The following is a 26007-nucleotide window of genomic DNA, read 5'->3' as shown; positions in this document are numbered from 1 at the left end:
TCGTCACGATAATTAAGACCCGCTGCACGTGCGGTAGTGATGCCATTCTGCTTGTCACCAAACAAATCCGGTCCTTTTCTGCCGCTGTTAAAGTCGAACAGGCTGGTGTTGGTATTGTTCAGGTCACCTGATAGGGTTACCTGGCGCTTGCCGCGAAAATTGAATAAATTGGTCGACGCTGCGTATCGTCCAGCCTCGCTTGTACCCTCTGCCCCGGGAATCGCATCATGCCCACCACCAACTGTCCCCTGGGCAAAATAACCATAATTTTTATCCTTCCTGATGTTGATGTTCAGTACCTTCTGTGACTCACCGGTTTTGACGCCCGTGAGCCTGGCCTGATCGCCATGATCGTCAATGACCTGTACATTCTGTACCAGGTCCGCAGGCAGGTTACGGGTGAGGCTTTTGACATCGCCCGCCATATAATCCTTACCATTTAGCTGAACTTTACTTACCTGTTTACCCTGGGCTGAGATGCTGCCATCTCTTCCTACCTCTAATCCCGGCATTTTTTTGAGGGCATCTTCTATTGCAGCACCCAGACACACTTTATATGCCGCCGCATTGTATTCAACGGTATCCTCCTTTATTTTGACAGCAGCACTGGTGACTGTGACGCCCTTCAGCGAAATGGTATCACTTTTTAAAATGATCGGATCTAACTTAGCTGTTGTACTGCCGGGAATAAGCGTATAGCGCCGTTTTACTGCCTGGTAACCTAAAGAAGAAACCAGCAGGCTAAACTGACTGACCTCTACTGAAGAGAAGATGAACTTACCGTCAGCATTGGCAACAACAATTGAACTGTCTTTAACTGTGAGCAATTTGACCGTTGCCATCGGTAGCGCCGCACCTGTGGAATCCTTTACCACACCACTTACCTGGCGGCCGGTCTGCGCATAAATCTGAGTTGTCAAAATCAGCATGGCAGCTGAAAGTAAATGTTTAAGCTTCATATCTTTAAATGATTGACACAAAGCAACCCTTAATTTGGCCGCGGTAAAATGAAATAGACGATGAGCGGACGATTATAGATAGGGAGGGTTTTTTAGCCGATAAAGATTATGACTGCCTGTTCATCGGTGAAAAGGGGTCCGCCATCGGTTGAATTTGCAGGTAATGATCTAATAAGTGATATTGCACCGTTAATTGAGAAAATGATGCCACGCCTGTCAAAAAGTAAACTGATCACCATATTGGTCCATGTCCTGGTGTGGAGCGTATTTGGAATTGGGATATTTTTTTACCTGCCAATCTTTTCGGGGATTGATATTCATTATTTATTCTGGATAAGACAGGTGATTACGTTTGGCTTGCTCGTGATTGCATTTTATGTAAATGCTTTTGTTTTGGTGCCGAGGTTTTTATTAAAAAATCACCCCGGTTACTACATTGCACTAATCATTGGCGTGGTCATAGCAATCGTAATTTTAGACGGCTGGAGTGATCATTTATTCAATCTCCACCGATTTTTTGACGAGGCCTTCCTCAAACGCGTGATGAAGCAGATCTTGGCACACCGCGGAGAAAATATACTGCAGGTATTTACTTTGGTCATGTCTGTCCTGGTACTCGGGATCAGTACCAGCCTGGCCGCTGTCCGGAAATGGCAGAAAGACTGGCAAAAACGTGAGGAGCTGGAAAAAGACAAGATCACTTCAGAATTGTCTTTGCTTAAAGCCCAGATCAACCCGCACTTCTTTTTTAATACAATGAATAATATTTATGTGCTTACCCAGGTTGACGCGGACTTGGCAGGTCAGGCCATTCACCAGCTTTCACGGATGATGCGGTATCTGCTCTATGAAACACATCAGGGGCATGCCATGCTCAGCCAGGAAATCGCCTTTGTGGAAGATTATATTAACCTGATGCAATTGCGGCTAACCGAAGCAGTGAAGGTAAATATCGATATCCCTGTCAACTTCCTGGATATGCCCATGGCACCAATGCTGCTGCTGCCTTTCCTGGAAAATGCCTTTAAGCACGGGGTGAGAACAACGCAGCAGAGCCATATTGATATCCTGATCCTGCAGCGCAGCAGTGAGCTTGACATTACCATAAGAAATTCGGTCATGAAAGATAATAGTGTTAGCTTAGATACCAATAGCGGCATAGGTTTGATGAATACCCGCCGGAGGCTTGACCTGCTTTACCCGGGTAAATATAAACTGGAGATCTGCGAGCTCAGTGCCGATAATGAATATATTGTTCACTTAATTCTCAATTTGTCATGATCTTGAATTGTATCGCAGTTGATGATGAACCTCTGGCGCTGGATCAGGTGAGCAAATTCATTGAACAAACGCCATTTTTAAATCTGGCGGGAAAATACCCAGATGCAGTGCAGGCACTAAAAGCCATTCACACACAGAAGATCGACCTGATATTCCTGGACATACAAATGCCCGACCTGAACGGCATCCAGCTGGCGCGGGTGCTGGATACGGGGGCCGATAAGCCCCGCATTGTCTTTACAACTGCTTACAATCAGTTTGCATTGGAAGGTTACAAGGTCGATGCTTTAGATTATCTGCTAAAGCCCTTTAATTACGAAGAGTTCCTGCGTGCAGGCCAAAAGGCCTTAAAATATGCCGAATTGCAAAATAAACCTGCGACACCAGCCCTCGTTGTAAATGAAACCGAACACGCAGACAACAATTATCTTTTTCTGAAAGTGGAATATCAGCTTGTACGCATCGCCCTGGATGACATCCTGTATATTGAGGGGCTGAAGGATTACGTAAAACTTCAGTTGAAGAACGCCGAGAAAGCCATCCTGTCCCTCAACAGCCTCAAGGCACTCGAAGAAAAATTACCTCCTAAACGTTTCATGCGCGTACACCGTTCATTTATCATTTCGCTCGACAAGATCACCTCCATGACAAAAAGCTCGGTCCATATCGGCAAGACGCTGATTACTGTCGGCGACCAGTACAGGGATGCTTTCTCAAAGTTTGTTGGAAAATGGATTTAGAATTTTATATTGCCGTTGACACTTGTTCCTATGGGAACAATTTTTGCTCTATTTATAAAAACATTAAATGAAAAAGTCAATTGTCTATCTCTTTATAAGTGCCTGTCTGGTCATTTTTTCCTGTAAGAAGGATAAGAAAGATTTCAGATCAGCGCAGATCATCACTGATGTTAGTTTTGGTGCTGATGCGAAACAAAAAATGGATGTATATCTTCCTGAAAGGAGAAACGAGCAGACGCCGGTGGTTGTAATGCTGCATGGCGGGGGATTTGTAGCCGGTGATAAAGCCGAAATTTCTTTACCTGCGCAACAATTCTCGGCCAGGGGATTTGTTGTCCTTAATGTAAACTATCGTCTGGTGAACATTGACGGTGTTCTAAGTAATCCCATCGTGCATAAACTGAGCCCTGTAAAGATGGCCGATCAGCTAAACGACGTACAGGCCGCTATTAATGTTGGGGTATCCAAAACCGCTGAATGGGGAGTGAGTGCTGATAAATGGAGTATTGCCGGGCACAGCGCTGGAGGTACATTGGCATTGCTTTATGCTTATGGCGACAAGAATGCCGATAACCGGATTAAAGTTGCGGGCAACTGGGCAGGTGCGACCAATTTCGCATTTCAGAACGAATCGGAGGTACAGGCACTGGATCCAAGGATACGCGAGGTGATATACAGGGCTGTAGGTGCAGAGCCCGTTCAGGCTAATGTGCTGGCATATATGGCCGTCAGCCCCATGTGGCTGGCTATTCAGGGCCGGGGAAAGGCGACCATCAATGTACGCCCTGAATCCAATGCGGTAGCCGATCTTCCCGATGGCAGCAAGGCAGAATATGAGAAGTTTACCGGCATCCTGAATGATAAAGGCCTACCGAATAAGTGGGTAGAAATTGCCGGGGCGGATCATGGATTTTCGAAAGCAGGCAACTGGGAGCTGGTCATTGCTGAAACAGCCGCATTCTTCCAGGCCCGCCTGCAGTAGCCGGATAGCGATTGGAGAAGATCAATCAAATAATAAGATATGAACACAACCGATAAACACAATGAACGTATTGCAAGGATGACCTTTGCCTCGGTATATCCTATGTATGTGCAAAAAGTAGAAGCGAAAGGCAGGACAAAAGAAGAGCTGCATCAGGTCATACAATGGTTAACTGGCTTCGATGACAAAAAACTACGAGACCTGATTGAAAAAAAAGTGACTTTTGAAACCTTCTTTCAAATGGCTTCGTTAAATCCCAATGCAGGCCTGATCACCGGATTAATCTGCGGATATCGTATAGAGGAAATCGAAAATCCCCTGACTAAGCAGGCCCGATACCTGGATAAGCTGGTGGATGAGCTGGCGAAGGGAAGGAAGATGGAGAAGATATTGCGGGGCTCTTAGCTTACTTCTTCTCTACGGTAATAAATACATAATCTCCGAGGTCATTGGCATACCGTTTTTTGATGTCGATGAACTGATCATGTTCCAGATCATGTGATAAACTGGAAAGTCCTTCCTGTATCTCCTTATCATCAGCAGATAAAGCGAATGAGGAGATTCCGTTCCTGATTTGCTCGTCGAAGTACAGGTAGGGATTGTTCTTGCCGATATAGAGAAAAGAATCCTGCAGGTCTTTGTGAATATCGTATTTTTCTCTGGCAGTAATGACCATGCCGGATGCTTTGACGGCTTCTTCGAGGTCACGATAAGCTGGCATTTGCTGTATGGACGAACGCAGTATTGCGGGAAAATATTTGTTGAGCCAATAGCCCTTCATTTGCTCTCGTGTAGAGGTGAAAATGACAAGCCTCCCTTTATTTTTTAATACCCTGCTGATTTCTTTGAAAGATTGTTCCAGGTTGATCCAGTGGTGCAGCGTCAAAGTGGCGATTACCCCGTCAAATAAGGAGTGCTCGCATGGTATTTTCTCTGATGTGCCTGTTTGCCATTTGATCTGCGGATTTTTAGCTCTTGCCTGTTTGAGCATTTGCTCTGACGGTTCAACCCCATAAAGTTTAAGTCCTTTGTCTGCCAGGGCTATGGTATAGTTGCCAGTGCCGCAACCGATGTCAAGGTAGAGCTGATCGGGTTTGGGAGCCATTAATTGAAAAAGCTTATCCACAATAAAAGGGTCCGCCTTCCTTGTTGCATTATATGTTTGCCCGGTCTTATTGTATATCATATAAATGGTTAGAAAATGAAAGATAGCGAATAAATGATTAAATTCGCAAATGACATATTGTTTAGCAATCAAGGTTAAAGAGGGGTTAGTAGCAATAGCTGATACAAGGATCACTTCGGGATCGGACACCACACAAAAAAAGAAGGTTTATATAGAGCAGCGTGACAAGTATTCTTTGTTTATCATGACCAGCGGCTTGCGCTCGGTAAGGGACAAGGCGGTTTTGTATTTTAAGGAACTGATTGACGAGGGGGAGGTACACAACAAACTTTACAAAGCCGTAAATGCTTTTGGAGAGCAGGTAAAGCGTGTAGGAAGGGAGGATAAGCTGGACCTGGAAGCAGGCGGACTGAAGTTTAACCTGCACACCATTATCGGCGGCCAGCTGAAGGATGATGAAGAGCATAAGCTGTTCTTGCTGTATCCGGAAGGAAACTGGGTGGAATTGGGCGAGGGCGCGCCTTATGTGGCAATAGGTAATTCGAACCATGGCAAGGCGATCCTGAACCGGACGCTGACCAGCGAGTCGAGTATGCAGCTGGCACTGAAGACGGGTTTTTTGTCTTTTGATTCCACCAGGGTGAGTGCCAATGATGTTGATTTTCCGATCGATGTGGTGCTTTATCAAAACAACAGCTACGAAATGGTAGAGTACAGGTATACCAAAAGGGACCTGGAAAGTATTTCTGACCAGTGGGCAGATGAACTGAAAAAGGCATTGCACAATATTCCTGAAGAATGGATGAACCTCGTATTTGACAAGATGCCGTTGCCAAAGGAGAATTCTATATGAGGTTTGAGGTATCGGCAAAGCTAAAATATGAAGTACTGGCGCCTTCCACAATTATTTTAAGTGTGCAGGCATATAAATATGGGGGCCAGGTGGTTACGGAGGAGTATTTTTCTTCTGACCCTGAGCTGAAAACATCGGAGTGGGTGGCAGACAGGGGTGAGAAGGTGTTTAAGGTGCTGGATATTCCTCATAAGGGGTTGATCAATCTTGAATATAAGGCGGTGGTAGAGAACGGGTGTAAGCGTGTGCTTGCCAGGACGCTGGACGAAGTGCCGATCAACCTGATGCCGGCTAATGTACTGCCTTATCTGAACCCGAGCAGGTATTGCCAGTCGGACAAGCTATATAAGTTTGCTTCGACTAATTTTGGTAAGATCAGCAATCCATATAGGCAGGTGATTGCCATCAGGGACTGGGTTTATAATAATGTAGAATATAAAAAGGGTTATACCAATTCGAATACCTCAGCACATGATACGCTTACCGAGCACGTGGGGGTATGCAGGGATTTTGCGCATTTGGGCATTGCACTTTGCAGGGCGCTTACTATTCCGGCCAGATATTTTACTGCGTATGCGTATAAACTGAAACCCCAGGATTTCCATGCTTGTTTTGAGGTTTACCTGGGCGGGATGTGGATTATTGTAGATGCGACAAAACTGGTTCCGGTAAACGGAATGGTGAAAATAGCGACAGCTATGGATGCTGCTGAGGCGGCGCTGGCGAGTATCTTCGGAGATTTAAGGTATCTGAAAATGGAAGTGGAGACAGCTTTTCCAGATGGGGAATTTGCGGATGCGAGTACTGATGACCAGTTTGCCTATACTTACCAGTAGTTTTCTTTGTGGTATTTATGAAGACCTTACCCCAGCTTTTTGATTTTTCTCAGAAAATAAACTACAGGACGGAAATACTTGCCGGTCTGACGGTGGCAATGACCATGATGCCGGAGTCACTTTCTTTTGCGATTTTGGCTGGTTTTCCGCCACTGACGGGTTTGTATGCAGCTTTCATTATGGGCTTGATCACTTCGGTGCTTGGCGGCAGACCGGGTTTGATATCGGGTGGGGCGGGCGCTACGGTGATTGTCCTTATTGCACTGATGAAATCTCATGGGCTGGAGTATGTGTTTGCTGCGGTGGCTTTGGCGGGTGTGATCCAGATCGCTGTCGGTTTGTTTAAGCTGGGTAAGTTTGTGAGACTGGTGCCGCAACCGGTCATGTTTGGCTTTGTGAACGGCCTGGCCATAGTCATTTTCATGGCGCAGCTGGAACAGTTTAAAACTGTGGTTAACGGGCAGTCTGTCTGGCTGAGCGGTTCTGCGTTTTGGATCATGCTGGGCCTGGTTTCTCTGACTATTGCTATTGTGGTGTTGCTGCCCAAACTGACCAAAGCTGTACCTGCTTCTCTGGCGGCAATTGTCATTGTTTTCTTGCTGGCTTTTGGGTTTGGTATTGATACGAAGACGGTGCGGGATATTGCTGCGGTGGGTGGTGGCTTTCCGCCCTTTCACATTCCCAGGGTACCTTTTGATCTGGAAATGCTAAAGGTGATATTGCCTTATGGCCTGATCATGGCTTGTGTGGGGCTGACTGAGGGACTACTGACGCTGAATATTGTAGACGAGATCACGGCAACCAAGGGAAACAGTAACCGGGAGTGTATAGCGCAGGGTACTGCCAATATATTGAACGGTTTTTTTACGGGGATGGGCGGCTGCCCGATGATTGCGCAGACACAGGTGAATCTTTCTGCGGGAGCGAGGTCACGGTTATCGGGCATTGTGGCTTCGCTGATCATATTGAGCATCGTGCTTTTTGGTGCGCCATTGATAGAGAAGGTACCTATGGCGGCGCTGACCGGTGTAATGATCATGGCAGCGATCGGCACCTTCGAGTGGATGAGTTTCAGGATCATCAATAAGATGCCGAAACAGGATGTTTTTGTCGGGATTCTGGTTGCTGTGATCACGGTATGGCTGCACAATCTGGCCTTGGCTGTACTGATCGGTGTGATTGTTTCTGCGCTGGTATTTGCATGGGAGAGCGCCAAAAGGATCAGGGCGAGGAAATATACGGATGCTGAGGGCGTAAAGCATTATGAGATCTACGGGCCTTTGTTCTTTGGTTCTGTCACTGCTTTTAACGAAAAGTTTGATGTGGGGAATGACCCGCTGAAGGTTGTCGTGGACTTTAAGGACAGCCGCGTGGCGGATATGTCCGGCATTGAAGCACTCAATAAATTGACCGAACGCTACCGGGGTGCCGGTAAGCATTTGCTGCTGAAACATTTGAGCCCTGACTGCAGGCTGCTGCTGAAAAATGCGGAAGATGTGATCGTAGTCAATATCCTTGAAGACCCAAAATATAACATAGCTACAGATAAAAAGTAATGGTTTTTTTGTAACATTGGGTGTTATTATTGATCAAAAAACAAAAAACAGCACGCTCAGAATGCCTTCATATAAACATTATTCATTTGATCTTTGGCTTACGCTGATTAAGTCCAACCCTGCTTTTAAGGCGGAAAGGGCGCGGTATTTTCATGCCAATTTCAATGCTGCGGGGAAATCTCCGGAAGAGGTTTCTGTCATTTTCAGGAAGGTGGACCTGATGGTCAACGCGATCAATGAGCGGACAGGGAAGAACATTGATGCGGAGGAAATGTACCTGATGGTGATCAGCATCATCAATGATTATTCTACTGCTTTTCAGGATATTGACATTGACGAGCTGTATGACAGAATGGAGATTTTACTGCTGGAAAATATGCCGCTGGTGTATTGTCCGGACAGTATGGGTGTGCTGCGCAGCCTGAAAGACAAAGACCTGAGCAGCACAAGTTTGCTGAGCAATACAGGTTTTATAAAGGGCCGGACACTGCGGAAAATACTGAACCACCTGGAGCTGGACCAGCTGCTTGATTTTCAGCTGTATTCGGATGAGGTGCGGATGTCTAAGCCCAATCTGAAGTTTTTTCAGCTGATGCTGGATACGATAGACAGAGATAAACACGTTGAATTGGAATTACATGAAATCATACATGTGGGCGATAATCCGCTGGCAGACGTTAAAGGTGCTGAAGCCATCGGGATTAAAAGCCTGCTTATCAATTCAAATCATTTAACCATATCATCCTTACTTTTATGATCCCTTATACTTATTCACTACACAAAATACAGCATACCGCTCATTTCGGTTTTGAAGCGGATGATTATAGCCGCTTTAAGTTTGGCGATGATGATGTTGCCCATAAATTTGGAAGGGAGCTGGCCAATGGTTTTATCAAGGGTTTCCTGGAGGATAACCTGGTCACCGAGCAGATTGTCGTGATATCAAGCCCATATTGCTTTATACCCACGGCTACTTTTGCCATGAAAAATCATTTTGTAAACCAGCTGAACCGTTGGCTGGTAGACCATGGGCGGCTGGTGGTGCAGGAAGCTAAGGTGCACCGGACCATCACCTATAAAGAGGATTATGGTGAACTGAGTGCAGAAGACAGGATTAAACTGATCGGCAATGATTCATTTCATATTGATAAGGATTTTCTGGAAGGTAAGACACTGTTCTTTCTGGATGACATCAAGATCACCGGGAGCCATGAGAAAATGATCATGAAAATGGTGAGGGAGTATGGCCTGAAGAATGATATTTTTATGCTGTACTATGCTGAGTTGGTGAATCATGACATCCATCCTAATATTGAAAACCATTTAAATTATCACCGGATAAAGTCTGTTTTTGATCTGGATGAAGTCATTAAAGGCGGTAATTTTTGTTTTAATACAAGGATTGTCAAATATATCTTAAATTGCGATTTCAACAGCTTCACCATCTTCCTGGAAAGGCAGACGGAGGGGTTTAAGAATAGTCTTTATGATCTTGCATTGGGCAATAGTTATCATTTGATTGAGTGCTATGCCAGGAACCTGGAATTTTTAAAGAATAACATGATAAACAACAAATATAAATTGATATAATATGGCCATTAACTTACAAAAGGGGCAGAGACAAAATATTGATGCTCCGAAATTTACAATTGGTTTAGGATGGGATACCAACAGTTCTTCAACGGGAACTGCTTTTGATTTGGATGCTTCTGTTTTTATCCTTAATGAGAACAAAAAGCTGGTTTCTGATGATCATTTTGTGTTTTATAACAACCTGAAGTCGCCGGATGAGTCGGTTGAGCATACTGGTGATAACCTGACCGGCGATGGCGACGGTGATGATGAGCAAATAAAGGTGGATCTGACCAAAGCCGGTGATGCAGTGTCTGAGATCTGTGTGGTGGTAACCATTCATGATGCGGAGAACAGAAGACAGAATTTCGGACAGGTGAGGAATTCTTTCGTTCGTATTTTTGATGCGGTAACGAACGAGGTATTATTGAAATATGAGCTGGAAGAGGATTTTTCTATTGAGACTGCTGTTGAATTCGGAAGGATCTACAAGCGTGAAGGAAAATGGAAATTCGAAGCTGTGGGTATGGGTATGAAAGGCGGCCTGCAGGATTATTTAAACAAATATCAATAAGAAATTATGGCAATTAATCTTCAAAAGGGACAGCGCATCAGTCTTGAAAAAACGAATGGAAGTAAACTCCAAAGCGTTTGTGTAGGGATCAACTGGGGTGCTATAGAGAAAAAAGGTATGTTTGGCTTTAGTAAAACCAAGGAAGCTGTCGATCTAGATGCCAGCTGTGCAATGTTTGACGAGAACAAACAGCTGAAGGATGTGGTTTACTTTGGTAACCTGACTTCAAAGGATGGCTCGGCCCGCCACAGTGGCGATGACCTGACCGGTGATATGGGTGGTGATGATGGCCTGGACAATGAGGTGATCACGCTGGATCTTTCCAGACTGGATGCCAGTGTAAACTATGTGGCTTTTGTACTGAACAGTTTCAGAGGTCATGATTTTGGAACCATTCCTTTTGCGTCTATCCGTATTTATGAGGGTAGTCCTAAAATGGTAAATGAGGTTTTCGCGACTTATGATATCGCCAACGGCGCAGGTTTTGCCGGGCATGTATCTATGGTGCTGGGCGTGTTTTACAAGAAAAACGGGGAATGGAAGTTCAACGCAATAGGCGAGCCGACTAAGGACAAGAAGCTGGAAGAGACAGTTAGGACTGTCGGACAAAGTTATTTATAGACCCATTGGTTTTTAATTAAATAAAAATGGAAACGAATCAAAATGAAACACAGAGCCTGACGCCGGCAAAGATCGACAAAGAGGGCAATGTGGACCTGACCGTGCTGAGCACCGAGGACGAGAAGAAGTATAAGGAGCTGGGTAAATCGCTGGAGCCTTCTGATGTGAACTCTATATTGAACTATGGGGTGGAGACGCAGAACTCTATGGAGAAGTACAGTAACGACTTTTTGTCGTCTGTGCGTACTTACAACAGTGGTGAGGTGGGTGGCCTGATCAATGAGCTGCTGACAGAGCTGAATTATATTGATGTAAATGAACTGGAGCAAAGCGGCTTCAAATCATTCTTATCTAAAATTCCTTTTCTGAAGAACCTGGTCACTGATGTGAAGAAACTGTTTCAAAAGTATGATGTCGTAGTCAATAACATTGATAAGATCACCAATAAGATCAAGGCGGGACGTTTAAATTCCATTAAAGACAACAGTTCGCTGCAGACCATGTTTGACAGCAATGTGAATTATATCCATGAGATGGAGGAACTGATCATTTCGGGGCAGCTGAAATATAATGAGCTGAGTTTGAAATTGACGGAGATGGAAGGTCGCCCGGCTGATTACCAGGATTATGAGATCGCCGATCTGAGGGATTTTGTGAGCCGGCTGGACAAGCGTCTGGCGGATATGAAGATCGTTCGTTTTATCATGCTGCAGTCCCTGGCACAGATCAGGGTAGTTCAGAACAACAATACTTCTATTGCTGAAAAGGCGCAGTCTATTGTGTCTACGACCATTCCGGTTTGGAAAAATCAGCTGACCATAGCTGTAGCTTTGCAAAGGCAGAAGGCCAATGTGGAGATGCAGAAAAAGATCTCTGATACGACCAATACCATTTTGCAGAAAAATGCAGAGATGCTGAAACAGAACAGTATTGATGTGGCTAAGGAGAATGAGAAAACAGTTGTTTCCCTGGAGACACTGAAAATGACTACCAAATCACTGATCGATACACTGAATGAGGTGAAACAGATTCATGAGGCTGGTGCGCAGAGCAGGAGAGTACTGGACGGGGAGTTAAAAACTTTGGAGGAAGAACTGAAGAAGAACGTCACCCGCGTTAATTAATTTTAACAAATGGATGAACGGCATGTAAATATATTAAGGACTTCACGCGCAGAGATCAGCCGGTTACAGCTGCTCTCTGTGTTTTTTGAAGAGGAGATCCTTTATAAGATCTATTTACGAAGCCAGGTGATCCACCAGTTGTTTGAGAATAACGAAGAACTGGATATTGACAAGCTGGAGCTTTTTCATGTTCAGTTTACTGCCAGTCTGATAGAGCTTTTGAGAAAGATCAAAAAAAGCAACGAAAAGAACGTTAGCTTGATCTACGATGAGATAGACCTGAACAAGGAACTGATCCGGAAGATGAGCGATGCGGTCTTTTCTGAAAAAAGCTTTAACCTGGATAAGCAAAAACAGGCCTTGAAGATCAACTTGTCTTTGAGGAGGCTTTATGAGGTGCTTTCGGATCTGAGCACAGATTTTCCGTTTGCAAAGAATATCAACGCCTTCAGTTCCAGGTATGCAAAAGATTTCTTTTATGACCTGTCGACTGAGCAGCTGGCCACCCTGATTGCTTTTGACCCGAAGGACATGTATATCAATGTGCATGCGAGCATCGAGCGGAAATTGATGGGACTACTCTGCAAGCATGAATTCAGAACAGAGTTTTTTTACGGTTTGAAGTCCGGGCAGCTGGTTGTTGAACTTTATAAGTTTATCGATATTGACAAGCATTTTTTGTTCTTCCCGAGAAGGAACCTCTTTTTGTTTTTTGAACTGAGCGAATTGGAAGGGATTGACTGGACAAATAACCTCTCTGAAAAGGGAAGGCTTGTACAGGAGCTGTCTTTCAAAAATGATAAGCTGGTGAGCGATGCTGCTGCATTGAAAACTTATATCCCCCGCGAAATTACAGAACTGCTGGAGGAAAATTACCTGAAAATATCAGACATTGATTTCCTGGATCACCTGAATAATTTCGATGTACAGGCAAATATTTTAAAAGCCATGCTTAAAACTGATCTTTTTTAGCATTTTTAAGGCGGCTTATTACAAAAGCATAATTTATAAATTAAAATAGAAATGGATAATTTGATCAACCACCCCGGTGTAATCATTGGGTTCGGGGTTTTAGTAGTAGTGATGCTCCTGCTGGATTTGGGAGTATTTAATAAGAAGGTGCATGCGGTAAGCAGCAAGGAAGCTGCCATATGGTCCATTGTATGGATTTCATTGTCAATGATCTTTAGCGGTGTAATCTATTATGTCTCCGGATTTGAGAAGTTTACCCAGTTTCAGTCGGCTTACTGGATTGAAAAGGCATTGTCTGTGGACAATCTTTTTGTCTTTATTTTGGTGTTCGGGTTTTTTAATGTTCCAAAGGAATTGCATCATAAGGTGTTGTTCTGGGGAATCATTGGTGCCCTGGTATTCAGGGCTATCTTTATTTTTGCGGGAGTAGGATTGATAAACCTTACTTATCTGCCGGAGATGACTCTTTTAGGTCATCAGGTTCAGATCAATATAGTATTGTTAGTATTCGGACTGTTCCTGATCTATGCGGGAATAAAATCGGGTATGAGCGGTGATGATGACGATGAGGAAAAAGATTTTAGCAAGAGTGCGGGTGCCAGACTGATCTATAAGCTCTTTAAGGTAAGTAAAGAGTTTGACGGCGCAAAGTTCTTTACTGTGGAGAACGGGGTTAAGCTGGCGACTCCTTTATTGGTGGTTGTGGCAGTCATTGAATTTACTGACGTATTGTTTGCAGTGGATTCTATTCCTGCAATTTTTGCGATTGCACCGGATGATCCGCTGATCTTGTATACTTCTAATATCTTCGCAATATTGGGTCTGAGGGCATTATACTTCCTGCTTGCCAATTTCATACACATGTTTAGTTTGCTGAAATACGGACTGGCGGTGATCCTTTCTTTTATAGGTGTGAAAATGGTGATCGCACCGATTTACCACATTTCATCTCCATTGTCACTATCAATAGTAGGCGGGGTGCTGGTGTTGTCGGTTATTGCTTCATTGGTATTTGTTCCAAAAGAGAAATAGGAAAAATAGCTTCATAAAAAAAGGCCGCTTAATAAGCGGCCTTTTTTTATTCGGGTTTTTTGACCTTAATATAAAGTAAATTCTACCCTTCTGTTTTTCTGACGGCCTTCGGCTGTCTTATTCGTTGTAATCGGCTGGTTTGGACCATAACCTGTAGCTTCGATACGGGAAGCATTTGCTCCTTGCGATACCAGGTATGCTTTCACCGATTCTGCCCTGTCTTTAGACAAACGCAGGTTCAATGCCATGGATCCTGTATTGTCGGTATGACCAGCTAATTTTAAGCTAAAGTTTTTCTCTACCAATAGTGCCGCAACTCTGTTCAGTGTCTCGTAAGAAACGGAACGGATAGTGGATTTCCCTAAGTCAAACTCCAGATTTTTGATCGCTTCATCAACCACCTTACGGTCAGCTTCGGTAATGATCACTTTTTCCTGGATTACTGGCGCAGGGGTCTTCAGCGGACATCCGGCACCGTCAACTACTGTGTTTGCGGGAGTGCCCGGGCATTTGTCAAACTTGTTTGCTACGCCGTCACTGTCATCATCAGCAAGTTGCTTGGCCAGTTCTTCTTTATCTCTTTTTGCATTCTCTTCTGCTGAAGATAATGCTTTCCTCAACTCCGCACTCTCTGCTGCACTTTCTTCACGGATGGCAGCAACTGCGCTATAGTTTTGCAGTTGTGAAGTACCTTTTCTGCCCAGGGCGATCTCCAGCCCGGCATGGGCATAGGAAAACCTGTCATTAGCAGAACCGCTTACACCATCGAAATTGGTTGCTTTTACAAAGTTCACAGAATAACCAAGATCGATGTTGACTCCTTTGGATACACCAAATTTAAAACCTGCGCCAATTGGAATGAACCAGTTACGGTTGTAGCCGGTGTTTGCTGCGTTAACAGTAGCATCAGTGGTAGCTGCTGATGACATGTATCCGGCACCTGCGGTCAGGTAAGGGGAAAGTACATTGCGCTTTTGATTTAAGCTCATGTTGGCAATGGTAAAGTTACCGCTCACTGCGGCTGACCATTCGATCTTCGACTCAAAGGTAGCTGTGCTGCCCGGAGTTGCATTTGGATAGCCACCTCTTACTTTACCAGCAAGGAAATCTGCCTGGATACCAAATCCGGGGATGATCTGCTTTTTGATGTAACCCCCGTATCCCCAGTCTTCATAAGGAGTACTGAAATCTCCGTTATTCCTGCTGTTGAAAGGCGTGTAATGAGTTAGCATACCTCCGTTAATTCCGACAGACCATGTCCGGAAATATTTCTTCGAAAACTTATCACCCGTTTGTGAATCGGCTTCCTGTGCAAATAATTGCGCTGATAATCCCACTAAGGACAATACCATCGCGGCTTTAGTAATTTTAGATTTCATTTTTCAAGTAGTTAGATGTTCTTTCGTTCATAATTCTTATCTACGAACGATTACCTGCTTGAAATAATCCTGCCAAAGCACATTTTCCCGGATTTTAGCTGGGAAAGCTTTAATAATCAATGGCTTAATTGCCCGCCGTGAAAATGGTAAAAAAGAGGTGCTAATCTTTGAATCGCAGATTTTTTGTATACTATTTACTACACATTATGCGTGATGAGATATTTTTATAACTGGTATATTTCACCTTTTTCAGGTAGATTAACTTCATAGCCATGTTCTTCCAGTGCGAGTTTTAAAGGCAGCATTCTGCTAAGCTCGCCATGAACTAAAAATACTTGTTTGAGTTTTGCCGGATCCTGCTGTTTAACTGTTTCCACGAGATCATTGTGATCGCCGTGTCCGCTGAGCAGGTCTGTCTGTTTAATGGTCGCGTAAACCATAAGCTCCCGGTTTCGCAGGCGGACGATCGGATCGCCCCGCAATAACCTGTCGCCAAGTGTTCCTTTGGCGCAATATCCTATGAAAAGAATGGTGCAGTAGTAGTTTTGTATGTTGTAATAAAGGTGGTCCTGGATGCGTCCGCCTTCCAGCATTCCTGCGGAAGAGATGATGATGCAGGGTTCGTGGTAGTTTGATACTGACAGGCTTTCTTTTTTGTCATGCACGTAGGTCAGCTCTTCAAACTCAAACTCGTCTCCTTTTGTCTGATAAAAATGCTGTGAATCCTCATTGAGCAGATGGTGATGTTTTCGGTAGACATCGGTTGCAAAAGTTGCTAACGGGCTGTCTACAAATATTTTGACGGGTGGGAGCAGACCTTCGGTAAAGATCTTGTTTAAGGCATACACCAGCGCTTGTGTTCTCCCTATGCTGAATGCGGGTATGATCAGCCGTCCCGGGAACTTTACACAGGTTTCATTGATGGTTTCAACAAGTTTGTCTTCCAGAGTGGTCCCTGTACTGTGAAAGCGGCCACCGTAAGTAGACTCGGAAACGAGGTAATCGACTTGCGGAATTGGCTGGGGATCGACCAGTACCGGGTAGTTCTTCCGGCCGATATCACCCGTGAAGGCTATTTTTTTTTCAGATCCTCCTTCATTCACAGTAAGGACCACCGCCGCTGCGCCAAGGAGATGGCCAACGGGGATAAAGGTTAAAGAAACCTGGCTGTTGATTTTAAATTCCTTATGAAACGTTATGGTAATAAAACGCTCCATCGTATCGTTTACGTGTTTTTGAAGATATAGCGGCTGAGGCCCGGATCTGTGTCTTTTACCTTTCGAGTGTTTGTTTTGTTTGCTGATAAAAATATTTACGGAGTCCTGAAGGAGCAGCTCCGTAAGATCAGCGGTAGGCGGCGTCGCCAATATCTGACCGTTAAAGCCCATTCTTACCAGGGTCGGAAGATTGCCGGAGTGGTCGATATGTGCATGTGTCAGGATCACTACATCGATAGCCGCGGGATCAAATGGAAAGTACTGATTTTCCTCCTGAAAAGTTTCTTTTTCATAGTCCAGCCCGCAATCGATAAGTATATTGTAATTTTCTAACTGCAATAAATGCATGCTGCCTGTGACCTGCTGCGCAGCCCCCAAAATGGTCAATTTCATATTTTATTATAGTGATATGCCCGGCAAGTTATCATTTTTATACGCTCCGGATAGCAGCAAATTTATAATTTATCTGAACGGAGCCAGTCCGACCAGTTGGGTATTTTATATTTATATTTCAGTAATGATGGTATGTGATTGGTAGACACGGTCTTCCATTGATTGAGCTCGTCAATGAATGTTGGGACTTCCAGTTTTGACCTGACAGCGGCCTTAGCGTAAAAATCTTGTTTTGAAGGATGGTCAGGACAAGCGGCATTAAAAATATGACCAAATGCATTTTGCTCAAGTATAGAAATAGTAAGGCCGATACAATCCTCAAGATGAATGAGATTTACCGGAGCACGGCCATTTGGTACATTTGTTTTTCCGGCGAAAAACCTTGCAGGGTCTCTTTCCGGCCCTATTAGCCCTGCGAATCTGATGATAGTGGTCTTGGTCGTCTGATGCCGCAGGATCTGCTCTGCCTGGACCATGGCCTGTCCCGAAGGTGTTTCTGGATCAGGTTCATCAGATTCGGTTACCATCTTGTTGTGATCGCCATATACAGCAGTTGAACTGATAAATATGATGTTTTCTATGCTCCCATTTTCAGCAGCATTCAGAATATGCTGAATTTTATCGGGGAAGCCAGACTGGCCACCCGCACTTCTCTTTGGCGGGATACAAATAACCAGGATTTTGCTATTGAAAAATTTTGGGTCGTAAGCTATTCTGTCTTCCTCAAAGCTGATCAGAAAAGGCTCAATATCGGCTTGTCTGAGCATTGCCATTTTTCCCGGACTGGTCGTTGATCCTTTTACCAGGTGATTTTGGGATCTAAGTGCTTTTGCAAGCGGAAGTCCGTACCAGCCGCAACCCAATATACTGATGGTTTCATTCATTTTGATGCGGGTAGCTAAAGAGCAGCGAAATAAAAAAGGGGCATGCCTTAACAATACCCCTTTTTGCTTGATTCGGTTAACTAAAGAACCTTTACGTTCGATGCTTCCGGGCCTTTTTTGCCATCGTTCAATTCAAATTCAACATTATCACCTTCATTGAGTTCTTTAAATGAGTCTCCGGCGATTGCTGAAAAATGCACGAAAATATCTTTTCCTCCGTCAGCCGGAGTGATGAAACCAAATCCTTTTGAGGTATTAAACCATTTTACTTTTCCTGTAGTACGCATATTATTAAAATATTTATTTGTGAAAGTAATGATTAGAACATTAATATCAAAATACGTGATGCTGCATTGACATATATGACAGTTCAATTAAATTTTAAACTAAAGGTGGAGCCTTTTGTTAATTAAGACATAGGCAGATGTCTAAAAAATATTTTATGGAAAGTAAGAAAAAATCAGATCATCTGAAGTTTGATGATGAGAACGTCAACCACGGCCTGGATGCCGATCATTCGTCTGATGGTCCCACGACCACTGCAAGAATGAATGACGACAACGACAGGATATCAGGAAATCCTGACGGGGAAAGTGATGATGCCGATGATGATGCCTCCGGAGTCTACTCGCCGCTGGAAGATAAATAATTGTTTGGCATCATTTTTTCTTATGTATCTGTACAATATTTGTTCATCTAAAATTTAAAGTCATGAAATACATATTATCAATATTCGCTATAGTAATTACTTTGTCAGCATGTAATAACAATGCTAAAGAAGAAGCGATAATGAAACAGAAAGCAATAGCCGCCGTAAAGGACAGTTTAAAACTGGATAGTTTCAGACGGGTTGAAGAAAAGAAAAAACAGGATGAAATTGTTGCAGCAAGGGTGAGGGAAGAGAAAAGGACATTATTGCTGTCTGAGCGTAATGATGCTGCCCCTGCGCCGAGACAATATAGTGAAGAAACACCTGCAAAGAAAAAAGGATGGAGTGAGGCTGCAAAAGGTACAGCAATTGGCGCTGGAGCAGGAGCATTGGGCGGTGCCCTAATTGATAAGAAAAAAGGAAGAGGCGCGATTATCGGTGGTGTTGTTGGTGCTGGCGCAGGTTATTTGATAGGAAGAGACAAGGACAGGAAATCAGGAAGGGTACAACCTAAAAACTAAGTAATTTAACTTGTTTTGAAAGAAAAGTCGTTGCTTGTCTGAGCAACGACTTTTTTGTGAAATTCTTCTATAAAATATTTCGTATGTTCGTAATAGAATTAATAATCTATTTGCTGATCTAAGATGGCTAAAAGACAGATATTGGTAGTTGACGATGAGGTCAGTATATTGAAGCTATTGAATTTCGTTCTGTCAGGTCAATATGATCTTATTATTAAAACAAGTGGGGTAGAGGCGCTGACCTGGCTCGAAGAAGGCAATTCTCCTGAACTCATTTTATCTGACCTGGAGATGCCTTATTTTGACGGAAGTTCATTTATCCATAATTTAAAGATTAGCGGTTTCTATCGTGATACACCGGTAATTATATTATCAGGTGCAAAAAATTTAGAAAAAAGAGTTTCTCAGATGCCATTTAAACTGGATGATTGTATGCCAAAGCCCTTTAATCCGACACAACTTAAAGAAGCTATCTCTAACGTTTTTATAAAATATGATTCAGCAGGACAATAATTTATCTGTAACACCGCATAAATCTATATCTCTGTTGTATTCGGCTCCCTGGTTTGCTAAAGAACTGCTGCCTGGTTTAAATGCATCTTTCGAAGTCCATTCAGAATCAAATATTGAGCATCTCGACAATTACCTCAGGGACCAGTCTTTATTTACATTGCCCGACGTGATACTTCTCGAAGTGGATGACGCTCATGAATGTTTTGATTATGTAAATAAGCTTAAAAAAAATGTGCTGTTAAAAGGACTTGTGATTATTTTACTGGGCAAAAAAGCCGATAAAAAGGTGAGGGACCAGGCTATGAAATTGAAAGTTAACGATCTTTATACTGACCCTGTTCCCTTAAGGGATCTGTGTGAAAGAATCGTATTCCTGGTAAAGTTTAAACTGATCAAACCTCAGCTTTCTGATCTTTCCAATATAGACTTTACTTATAAAATACCATTTTCCAAGCGTTTGTTTGATATTGTTACCTCAGGAATGGCTTTATTAGTGCTTTCTCCGTTCTTGTTAATAGTCGGATTGATTGTTGCTGCAGAATCAAAAGGCCCTGTGATTTTTAAAAGTAAAAGGGTAGGTACAGGTTATCGCATTTTTGACTTTTATAAATTTCGCTCGATGAGGCAGGGGGCCAGTGAGGAATTGAAAAAATTATCAGACCTGAACCAATATGACAAGTCGGAAACCGGGGATACTACTTTTGTAAAGCTCAAGAATGACCCGAGGATAACAGGTTTTGGAAGATTTATCAGAAAGTATAGTATTGATGAGCTGCCTCAGCTTTTCAATGTCTTTATGGGCGATATGTCACTGGTTGGCAATAGACCTCTTCCTTTGTATGAAGCTGAAATGCTGACATCCAACGAATGGACAATGCGCTTTTTAGGTCCTGCGGGTCTGACAGGTCTATGGCAGGTGAGCCGCAGGGGCAAGGCGGATATGTCTGAACGTGAACGTAAAAAGCTGGATAACTTCTATGCTCAAAATCATTCCTTTTGGCTGGATCTAAAGATCCTGTTAAAAACATTGCCCGCAATTGTACAAAAGGAAAAGGTTTAATCAGTTGAATTTTTCAATATCCGGGCCTTTCCCCAGATCCTAGCCAGACTATCTTTCATTACAATTTTGCCTGGTTATGTTCACACCATTTAAAATGACATCAAATTCTGTACGTCTGTTTAATTGCTGATCTTCCTCTGAACATGGTACATCGTCATAACAACGATTTACCAGCCTTGTTTTACCGTAGTATTCCACTCTTACGCGATCTGGAGCTATTCCTTTTGATATCAGGTATGCCTTTGCTGATTCACCCCTTCTAAGGGATAAATTTCTGTTGTATATTTCTGAAGCCCTTGTATCGCAATGGCTCGAAGTGATCACTGATATCTCCGGATATTTTTTCATTAATACAGCCAGTTCATCCAGGGCAGGTCTTGCGTTGGCCCGGATCTCACTGCGGTCCAGATCATAATAAATATTATTTGTGAAGAACACTTTTTTTAAGGAATCGCAATTGCTGAGGACATATTGTTGCGGGCTCTCTGTTTTATTTAGACGGATGTTTAGCTTAATCGTTGAATCCTGCACAATCCCGACCGAAGTTACAAAGCCGAGCTGATTCACGTATCCAATTTTTTGCGCCGTAGTTTCATAATCTGTTTCCAGGGAAATCTCCTTTCTGAATTCGCCTTTATTGTTTACTTTCAATGTATCAGTTCCGTCCAAATGTCTCAACAGCAACCGGCTTCCCCGCAAGGGCAGTCTGGTCCTGGCGTCAGTAATTGTTCCTTCTAAGAGCACCATATGCTGACTTCTTTTAAACTCGTAAATATCATCATCGCCTCTTCGGTTGGAGCTAAAGAACCCACTTTTGCCGTCAGCCGCCTTGATCATTGCAAAATCGTCGGTTGGCGAATTAATCGGAGCGCCGAGGGTTTTCATTGCTGATACAGGCTTCATTTCCTTTAATGCTACTTCGAAAAGATCTAAACCACCCAAACCGGGATGACCGGTCGACGCAAAAATTAAGACCCCGTTTTTGTCCAGATCAGGAAACATTTCGTCGCCCTCGGTGTTAATTTGCTTACCTAAATTCAATGGCTGTGTCCATTGTCCGTTTCCAGATCTTACACAGTAATAGAGATCGCTTCCACCATAGCCTCCGGGCCTGTCAGAAGTAAAAACCAAAATATTTCCGTCTCTGCTCAATGTCGGATGACCGGTGGAGTATTCATTGCTGTTATAGGTAAACTCTGTGATCTTTGTCAGGTTTTTTCCAGAAGCTATATAGAGCTTCAATTTATTTATTCTGTCCCTGCTGGTCTGTTTGTTGCCCGGAGTATAATTGTTGCGTGTGAAGATGATAGAACCATCCGGAAATACGGCTGCGGCTCCTTCATGAAATTTGGTGTTTATACCGCCTCTTACCGGTTTAACAGAGATCTGTTTTTCAAGCATTACAGCAATCGTATCCCGCTGAAGGGCAGGAGTATATTGAAGAAGAGTTTTGGTGTCGTTACTTGTTGGAGCAGTATCATCATCATTAAAACGCAAGTCTTTTGATTGATCTTTTTTTGCTGCCCCTACTAAACTGTCGGGGTTTACCGTTTTTATGTCTTTTAAATTAGCAACTGAAAATATGTTGGAGAATGGCGTGTTGTTCCATAAGAAAATGCCGGTGCCGGGTTTGAAATTTTGCCTGTTACTGGTGAAAAGCAACCCATCTTTATAATATAAAGGTGCGTAGTCAGAGCCCTGAGAATTGATATTTAGATAGGAAATTTTCCAGTTGCCCATGTTCTTATTTAAATTGCTGATGTTGGTCCTGGCAAAAACGGCGGCTCTTTTATCTTTAGGAACCAATGTAAGATATTTTCTATACCACTTTTCCGAACGTTCGTATTGCTGTTTGTTTGCCAATACCTCCGCATAATAAAGTGCCCATTCAGGTTTAATATTTTTCTGAAGACCTAATTTCTCATACCACTTTAGAGCCTGGTCATAATTTTTTATCATTCTGTAACTGTAAGCGATCATTTCCTGAGCATTTACATTTGCAGAATCGGTTTTCAGTATTTCACTTAATTTGCTTATAGCACTTATATATCTTAAAGATTTAAATTCATCCGTTGCATTTGCTATTGCAGAAGATTGTTTGACGTCAGACTGTGTATATCCATTTTTATTTAGACAGAACATCAAAATCAGTACACCAGAGACGGTAATAGTTATATTCAATTTCATGTTTAAAAAAATCTGGGAGATAAAATTTTTCCTGATTCGAAGCCAAATTCATAGCGCAGCATAATTTCATGGCTTCCGGAATTGAAATTCTGCAAACGGGTTATACTATGATCATAACTATATCCGATACGTATATTTGGTGTAACCTGGAGTTCAATTAAACCGGAGATGTCCGCATTTGTACGATACTGTGCCCCGACACCGACGACGTTTTTTATCCAAAGCGTGGCATTAATATCCGCCTCAATAGGGGCGCCTTTAACTCCTTTGATAAGAAAAGATGGCTTAAGATCAAAATCATCAGATAATGGAAAAACATATCCGGAAGCAAGAAACATATGAATTTCCTGTTTACCGCTGAGCTTCGTTCCGTTATCATCGGAAAGATCGTTGGGTACTAGGTCCTGCAGCGCTATTCCTAAATAAAACCGGTCACTGTTGTAATAGACACCTGTACCAAAATTAAATAATGTTTTGTTGATGTTGGTGGCAAAAGCCGGATCAAGCCCCTGGTTTGAACCAAGCGAAACTTCTGTGAGATTTACTTTAAACTGATTGATATTGCCCTGCAGGCCAAAACTTAGTGAACCTTTGTCCATGCGGATTCTGTAAGCAGCGCTCAAAGAAGCTCCGTTTGTCTGGGTTTTACCCAGTTTATCAGAATATAACTGTGCGCCAAGACCTATTTTTTTGTTCAGGAACGGAGCATCGGCCGATAGGGTACCTGTCCTCGGTGCGCCTTCTATTCCTGACCACTGGTTTCTATATAGAGAGGTAATTGAAACAACGTTTCTGCTTCCGGCGTAAGCAGGATTAATTGCCAGTGTATTAAACATATATTGGGTATACATCGGATTTTGCTGTGCTTTTAAGCTGTTCCCGATAAGAATTGAAATGGCACAATATATAATTATTTTAATCTTTTTCATTTTTATCTGCTAATCGTTAGATAACCAACACGTCTCTCCTTGCCATTGATGATAATTATATAGTAGTATGTGCCGGCCGGTACTTCATTTCCAACATAAATTCCTTCAGTAGTTTTTCCATTCCAGTTATTTTTGTAATCCGCCGAACGGTAAATCCTGTTGGCCCATCTGTTATATATCTCCAGATAGATTAATTTGCCCTGACTGTTTTCAACTGCAAAGAAATCATTTATGCCGTCCCCGTTTGGTGAAAAACCACCAGGAATAATTATGTCCTGAGCTGTTAAAATCGCAGCTGTAGGAATGGATGGTGAATAATCGCCAGAAGTTACCGGATCCGGATTTAAACCATTTGTGGATTGGTCATTTGTTTCGCCACCATCGCTTTCGGAGTTCCCCTTTATAAATGCAGTATTATTGAAGGTCCCGCCATCAGTAATACCTACCGTAATCTCCAGTTCAACGATTAATTTGAATTTAGGCTGTACCGTACTTGAAGGAAGCAGCATTTCTTTTACTTGTTTTCCATCATACGATGGATTGATAACCAAAGTTCCTGACCCTGTTAATTTCCGGACACTGATAGAAGCTCCGGGAAAAGCCGCACCAAGATCATCAACTAAACTTACGTTGTTAATCTGGACATCTCCGAAATTAATAATTGTAAATACGTATTTAAGATCATAACTGCCGTCGAGGTTTTTCGTAATCGCCGTTAATGCTTTCGCTAAACCAATACGTGCGGGTATTTTGACAGAAAGGGTAACTTTACCAGGTGTTGACTCGTTACCGTTGCAGTCTCTTATGATGTAAGTGAAATCATCTGCACCACTGTAATCCGGATCAGCTGTATACAAAACCTCCGCAGTAACCGGATTTACGGTGACCGACCCATGCTTTGGCTGACTGGTAATAATAATAGTACCACATGCAGGTGGAATGATGTCTATTTTCTTTGGCCGGCCTGAAACTGCATCAGCAGAAATGTCGGGAGCCACAGGTTTTATTGGATTCACTGCGATAGTTACTATGGCAGTATTTGATTCAGCACCATAGCCATCTTTAATGGTATACACGAAAGAGTCCAATCCGCTATAACCATCTTCCGGCCTGTAGGTTACTGTTCCGGTCACAGGATCAGTAACTAAGGAACCGTGCAGCGGCTGACTTTTAATGAGTACGCTTGATTTATCGATCGTTGTATTGCCGTTTGCATCCACATCATTAATTAAAACCGGAAGCGCGATAAAAGTATTTAAAAAAGTAGCATAAGCATCATCATTGGCGACAGGAATATTATTGATGGTGATTTGGACATCATCCTGAATTTCACATCCCCCCGCAGATATAACCGTCCATCTAAATATGTAAACTCCGCCTGTAAGGCCCGTCACTGTGGTATTATTTGCTGCAGGATTTGTAAAAACAGCAGTATTAGGTCCGGAAACCTGAGTCCATGTCCCCTGACCCGCGGAAGGGACGCTCGCCTCCAAAGTGAATGTGGCTGGTGTGGCATTTACATTTACCAGTTTATCCGGGCCCGCATCAACCGAAGCCGGAAGTGAAGCATAAGTCAATGAGACAGCCGCAACATTAGATTCCTTGCCGTAACTGTCCTTGACTGTATAGTTTGCCGTCGCAAGACCTGTAAAAGATATTTCGGGAGTAAAGAGGACCAGTCCCTGCTGATTCAGGCTAAAAACACCTTTATTCTGAACGCTGTAAGTACTTTGAATACCAATAGTTAACGGATCAAGGTCAATCGAAGAGGTGACAATTATTCCGCCGTCATTATTAGACACGTCGTTCGCAAAAACATTTATTGAAGTTGTTTTTCCCTGGCATACAGTAGCCTCATCATTAACTGCAGTGGGGCTGACAAAACGGTCCTTCTTATAAATATCAATGATTACATTCCTGATCTCATGAAAGTTAGTTTGATTGCCGGTTGAAGAAGCCAGCCCATACCGTAAAGCGGGCGGAGCAGGTTCAGGATAGTAGAAATTGTCAATTACAGTGGAAGTAACCATAGGGGATCCGCCTCTGG

The 26007-nt window shown here is 43.1% G+C and carries 27 protein-coding genes; 18 read left to right on the top strand and 9 right to left on the bottom strand.

The genetic code is table 11. The features are described 5' to 3' along the window. Positions 1 to 959, bottom strand: a 959-nt coding sequence (locus VK541_RS02760; RefSeq protein WP_324366702.1) for a carboxypeptidase regulatory-like domain-containing protein, incomplete at its 3' end; no start/stop codon positions are given. A gap of 201 nt (positions 960 to 1160) precedes the next feature. On the opposite strand from VK541_RS02760, the gene VK541_RS02755 reads away from it, so the two are divergent. The 4 genes from VK541_RS02755 to VK541_RS02740 all read left to right on the top strand — a co-directional run bounded on the left by VK541_RS02755 (position 1161) and on the right by VK541_RS02740 (position 4367). Then, the gene (locus VK541_RS02755; RefSeq protein ID WP_324366700.1) at positions 1161 to 2240 is read left to right on the top strand and encodes a sensor histidine kinase; all 1080 of its coding nucleotides are present in this window, start codon (positions 1161 to 1163) and stop codon (positions 2238 to 2240) included. Beyond that, positions 2237 to 2980 carry a LytTR family DNA-binding domain-containing protein gene (locus VK541_RS02750; protein WP_324366698.1) on the top strand — a complete coding sequence of 248 codons (744 nt, stop codon included), beginning with the start codon at positions 2237 to 2239 and terminating at the stop codon, positions 2978 to 2980. The genes VK541_RS02755 and VK541_RS02750 overlap by 4 nt, the downstream gene beginning before the upstream one ends. Before the next feature lie 67 nt (positions 2981 to 3047). After that, complete coding sequence (locus VK541_RS02745) at positions 3048 to 3962, top strand: alpha/beta hydrolase (protein WP_324366696.1); 915 nt, start codon at positions 3048 to 3050, stop codon at positions 3960 to 3962. Between the two features lie 39 nt (positions 3963 to 4001). After that, a complete protein-coding gene (locus tag VK541_RS02740; protein ID WP_324366694.1) occupies positions 4002 to 4367 on the top strand; it encodes a DUF2200 domain-containing protein in 366 nt (121 codons plus the stop codon). 1 nt (position 4368) lies between these two features. On the opposite strand, the gene VK541_RS02735 is transcribed toward VK541_RS02740, so the two are convergent. Then, positions 4369 to 5148, bottom strand: a complete 780-nt coding sequence (locus tag VK541_RS02735) for a class I SAM-dependent methyltransferase (protein ID WP_324366692.1) — start codon at positions 5146 to 5148, stop codon at positions 4369 to 4371. Between the two features lie 49 nt (positions 5149 to 5197). Here VK541_RS02735 and VK541_RS02730 point away from each other — a divergent pair, with 49 nt between their 5' ends. From VK541_RS02730 to VK541_RS02685, 10 genes are all read left to right on the top strand, one after another. Next, positions 5198 to 5941, top strand: coding sequence for a peptidase (locus VK541_RS02730; RefSeq protein ID WP_324366689.1), 744 nt, complete (start codon positions 5198 to 5200; stop codon positions 5939 to 5941). Then, entirely contained in the window at positions 5938 to 6777 is an 840-nt protein-coding gene (locus VK541_RS02725) for a transglutaminase family protein (protein WP_324366687.1), read from the top strand. The genes VK541_RS02730 and VK541_RS02725 overlap by 4 nt, the downstream gene beginning before the upstream one ends. 17 nt (positions 6778 to 6794) lie before the next feature. Beyond that, the gene (locus VK541_RS02720; protein WP_324366685.1) at positions 6795 to 8333 is read left to right on the top strand and encodes a SulP family inorganic anion transporter; all 1539 of its coding nucleotides are present in this window, start codon (positions 6795 to 6797) and stop codon (positions 8331 to 8333) included. Between the two features lie 61 nt (positions 8334 to 8394). Continuing rightward, entirely contained in the window at positions 8395 to 9090 is a 696-nt protein-coding gene (locus VK541_RS02715) for an HAD family hydrolase (RefSeq protein WP_324366682.1), read from the top strand. Then, positions 9087 to 9923 carry a phosphoribosyltransferase family protein gene (locus VK541_RS02710; RefSeq protein ID WP_324366680.1) on the top strand — a complete coding sequence of 279 codons (837 nt, stop codon included), beginning with the start codon at positions 9087 to 9089 and terminating at the stop codon, positions 9921 to 9923. The genes VK541_RS02715 and VK541_RS02710 overlap by 4 nt, the downstream gene beginning before the upstream one ends. Before the next feature lies 1 nt (position 9924). Beyond that, a complete protein-coding gene (locus tag VK541_RS02705; RefSeq protein WP_324366678.1) occupies positions 9925 to 10479 on the top strand; it encodes a TerD family protein in 555 nt (184 codons plus the stop codon). A gap of 6 nt (positions 10480 to 10485) precedes the next feature. Further along, entirely contained in the window at positions 10486 to 11100 is a 615-nt protein-coding gene (locus VK541_RS02700) for a TerD family protein (protein WP_324366676.1), read from the top strand. Positions 11101 to 11126: 26 nt separating this feature from the next. Then, the gene (locus tag VK541_RS02695) at positions 11127 to 12224 is read left to right on the top strand and encodes a toxic anion resistance protein (RefSeq protein WP_324366675.1); all 1098 of its coding nucleotides are present in this window, start codon (positions 11127 to 11129) and stop codon (positions 12222 to 12224) included. 9 nt (positions 12225 to 12233) lie between these two features. Next, positions 12234 to 13196 (top strand): hypothetical protein, encoded by a 963-nt coding sequence (locus tag VK541_RS02690; protein WP_324366673.1) that lies wholly within the window; start codon positions 12234 to 12236, stop codon positions 13194 to 13196. 51 nt (positions 13197 to 13247) lie between these two features. Continuing rightward, positions 13248 to 14228 (top strand): TerC/Alx family metal homeostasis membrane protein, encoded by a 981-nt coding sequence (locus tag VK541_RS02685; RefSeq protein ID WP_324366671.1) that lies wholly within the window; start codon positions 13248 to 13250, stop codon positions 14226 to 14228. Between the two features lie 65 nt (positions 14229 to 14293). On the opposite strand, the gene VK541_RS02680 is transcribed toward VK541_RS02685, so the two are convergent. From VK541_RS02680 to VK541_RS02665, 4 genes are all read right to left on the bottom strand, one after another. After that, on the bottom strand, positions 14294 to 15607 hold the full coding sequence (locus VK541_RS02680) for an OmpA family protein (protein WP_324366669.1): 1314 nt from the start codon (positions 15605 to 15607) through the stop codon (positions 14294 to 14296). 224 nt (positions 15608 to 15831) lie between these two features. Next, a complete protein-coding gene (locus VK541_RS02675; RefSeq protein WP_324366667.1) occupies positions 15832 to 17217 on the bottom strand; it encodes an MBL fold metallo-hydrolase in 1386 nt (461 codons plus the stop codon). 62 nt (positions 17218 to 17279) lie between these two features. After that, complete coding sequence (locus VK541_RS02670; protein WP_324366665.1) at positions 17280 to 18101, bottom strand: SDR family oxidoreductase; 822 nt, start codon at positions 18099 to 18101, stop codon at positions 17280 to 17282. Positions 18102 to 18181: 80 nt separating this feature from the next. Beyond that, complete coding sequence (locus tag VK541_RS02665; protein WP_324366663.1) at positions 18182 to 18388, bottom strand: cold-shock protein; 207 nt, start codon at positions 18386 to 18388, stop codon at positions 18182 to 18184. Between the two features lie 155 nt (positions 18389 to 18543). On the opposite strand from VK541_RS02665, the gene VK541_RS02660 reads away from it, so the two are divergent. From VK541_RS02660 to VK541_RS02645, 4 genes are all read left to right on the top strand, one after another. Further along, positions 18544 to 18750, top strand: coding sequence for a hypothetical protein (locus tag VK541_RS02660; protein WP_324366661.1), 207 nt, complete (start codon positions 18544 to 18546; stop codon positions 18748 to 18750). A gap of 62 nt (positions 18751 to 18812) precedes the next feature. After that, positions 18813 to 19271 carry a YMGG-like glycine zipper-containing protein gene (locus VK541_RS02655; RefSeq protein ID WP_324366659.1) on the top strand — a complete coding sequence of 153 codons (459 nt, stop codon included), beginning with the start codon at positions 18813 to 18815 and terminating at the stop codon, positions 19269 to 19271. 123 nt (positions 19272 to 19394) lie between these two features. Beyond that, positions 19395 to 19784: a response regulator gene (locus tag VK541_RS02650; protein ID WP_324366658.1), complete on the top strand. Its 390-nt coding sequence runs from the start codon at positions 19395 to 19397 to the stop codon at positions 19782 to 19784. Next, the gene (locus VK541_RS02645) at positions 19765 to 20844 is read left to right on the top strand and encodes a sugar transferase (protein ID WP_324366656.1); all 1080 of its coding nucleotides are present in this window, start codon (positions 19765 to 19767) and stop codon (positions 20842 to 20844) included. Before VK541_RS02650 ends, VK541_RS02645 begins: the two co-directional genes overlap by 20 nt. Before the next feature lie 48 nt (positions 20845 to 20892). On the opposite strand, the gene VK541_RS02640 is transcribed toward VK541_RS02645, so the two are convergent. The 3 genes from VK541_RS02640 to VK541_RS02630 all read right to left on the bottom strand — a co-directional run. Then, positions 20893 to 23031: an OmpA family protein gene (locus tag VK541_RS02640; RefSeq protein WP_324366654.1), complete on the bottom strand. Its 2139-nt coding sequence runs from the start codon at positions 23029 to 23031 to the stop codon at positions 20893 to 20895. 2 nt (positions 23032 to 23033) lie between these two features. Further along, positions 23034 to 23960 carry a type IX secretion system membrane protein PorP/SprF gene (locus tag VK541_RS02635; protein ID WP_324366651.1) on the bottom strand — a complete coding sequence of 309 codons (927 nt, stop codon included), beginning with the start codon at positions 23958 to 23960 and terminating at the stop codon, positions 23034 to 23036. Between the two features lie 2 nt (positions 23961 to 23962). After that, positions 23963 to 26007: Ig-like domain-containing protein (locus tag VK541_RS02630; protein ID WP_324366649.1), on the bottom strand; the 2045-nt coding region annotated here is incomplete at its 5' end.

Origin of the sequence: Pedobacter sp., assembly GCF_035317785.1 — a bacterium.
GTDB lineage: Bacteria > Bacteroidota > Bacteroidia > Sphingobacteriales > Sphingobacteriaceae > Pedobacter.
The sequence above is the reverse complement of the archived record's forward strand: the minus strand, read 5'-3'. Positions and strand labels throughout refer to the sequence as shown.

Bases quoted from the DNA above. Each gene is read 5' to 3' on its own strand.
- VK541_RS02720 (WP_324366685.1), top strand. From the start codon at position 6,795: ATGAAGACCTTACCCCAGCTTTTTGATTTTTCTCAGAAAATAAACTAC.
- VK541_RS02685 (WP_324366671.1), top strand. From the start codon at position 13,248: ATGGATAATTTGATCAACCACCCCGGTGTAATCATTGGGTTCGGGGTT.
- VK541_RS02740 (WP_324366694.1), top strand. From the start codon at position 4,002: ATGAACACAACCGATAAACACAATGAACGTATTGCAAGGATGACCTTT.
- VK541_RS02755 (WP_324366700.1), top strand. From the start codon at position 1,161: ATGATGCCACGCCTGTCAAAAAGTAAACTGATCACCATATTGGTCCAT.
- VK541_RS02695 (WP_324366675.1), top strand. From the start codon at position 11,127: ATGGAAACGAATCAAAATGAAACACAGAGCCTGACGCCGGCAAAGATC.
- VK541_RS02675 (WP_324366667.1), bottom strand. From the start codon at position 17,217: ATGAAATTGACCATTTTGGGGGCTGCGCAGCAGGTCACAGGCAGCATG.
- VK541_RS02730 (WP_324366689.1), top strand. From the start codon at position 5,198: ATGACATATTGTTTAGCAATCAAGGTTAAAGAGGGGTTAGTAGCAATA.
- VK541_RS02645 (WP_324366656.1), top strand. From the start codon at position 19,765: ATGATTCAGCAGGACAATAATTTATCTGTAACACCGCATAAATCTATA.
- VK541_RS02715 (WP_324366682.1), top strand. From the start codon at position 8,395: ATGCCTTCATATAAACATTATTCATTTGATCTTTGGCTTACGCTGATT.
- VK541_RS02725 (WP_324366687.1), top strand. From the start codon at position 5,938: ATGAGGTTTGAGGTATCGGCAAAGCTAAAATATGAAGTACTGGCGCCT.
- VK541_RS02690 (WP_324366673.1), top strand. From the start codon at position 12,234: ATGGATGAACGGCATGTAAATATATTAAGGACTTCACGCGCAGAGATC.
- VK541_RS02750 (WP_324366698.1), top strand. From the start codon at position 2,237: ATGATCTTGAATTGTATCGCAGTTGATGATGAACCTCTGGCGCTGGAT.
- VK541_RS02655 (WP_324366659.1), top strand. From the start codon at position 18,813: ATGAAATACATATTATCAATATTCGCTATAGTAATTACTTTGTCAGCA.
- VK541_RS02650 (WP_324366658.1), top strand. From the start codon at position 19,395: ATGGCTAAAAGACAGATATTGGTAGTTGACGATGAGGTCAGTATATTG.
- VK541_RS02640 (WP_324366654.1), bottom strand. From the start codon at position 23,031: ATGAAATTGAATATAACTATTACCGTCTCTGGTGTACTGATTTTGATG.
- VK541_RS02635 (WP_324366651.1), bottom strand. From the start codon at position 23,960: ATGAAAAAGATTAAAATAATTATATATTGTGCCATTTCAATTCTTATC.
- VK541_RS02660 (WP_324366661.1), top strand. From the start codon at position 18,544: ATGGAAAGTAAGAAAAAATCAGATCATCTGAAGTTTGATGATGAGAAC.
- VK541_RS02680 (WP_324366669.1), bottom strand. From the start codon at position 15,607: ATGAAATCTAAAATTACTAAAGCCGCGATGGTATTGTCCTTAGTGGGA.
- VK541_RS02705 (WP_324366678.1), top strand. From the start codon at position 9,925: ATGGCCATTAACTTACAAAAGGGGCAGAGACAAAATATTGATGCTCCG.
- VK541_RS02700 (WP_324366676.1), top strand. From the start codon at position 10,486: ATGGCAATTAATCTTCAAAAGGGACAGCGCATCAGTCTTGAAAAAACG.
- VK541_RS02710 (WP_324366680.1), top strand. From the start codon at position 9,087: ATGATCCCTTATACTTATTCACTACACAAAATACAGCATACCGCTCAT.
- VK541_RS02670 (WP_324366665.1), bottom strand. From the start codon at position 18,101: ATGAATGAAACCATCAGTATATTGGGTTGCGGCTGGTACGGACTTCCG.
- VK541_RS02735 (WP_324366692.1), bottom strand. From the start codon at position 5,148: ATGATATACAATAAGACCGGGCAAACATATAATGCAACAAGGAAGGCG.
- VK541_RS02745 (WP_324366696.1), top strand. From the start codon at position 3,048: ATGAAAAAGTCAATTGTCTATCTCTTTATAAGTGCCTGTCTGGTCATT.
- VK541_RS02665 (WP_324366663.1), bottom strand. From the start codon at position 18,388: ATGCGTACTACAGGAAAAGTAAAATGGTTTAATACCTCAAAAGGATTT.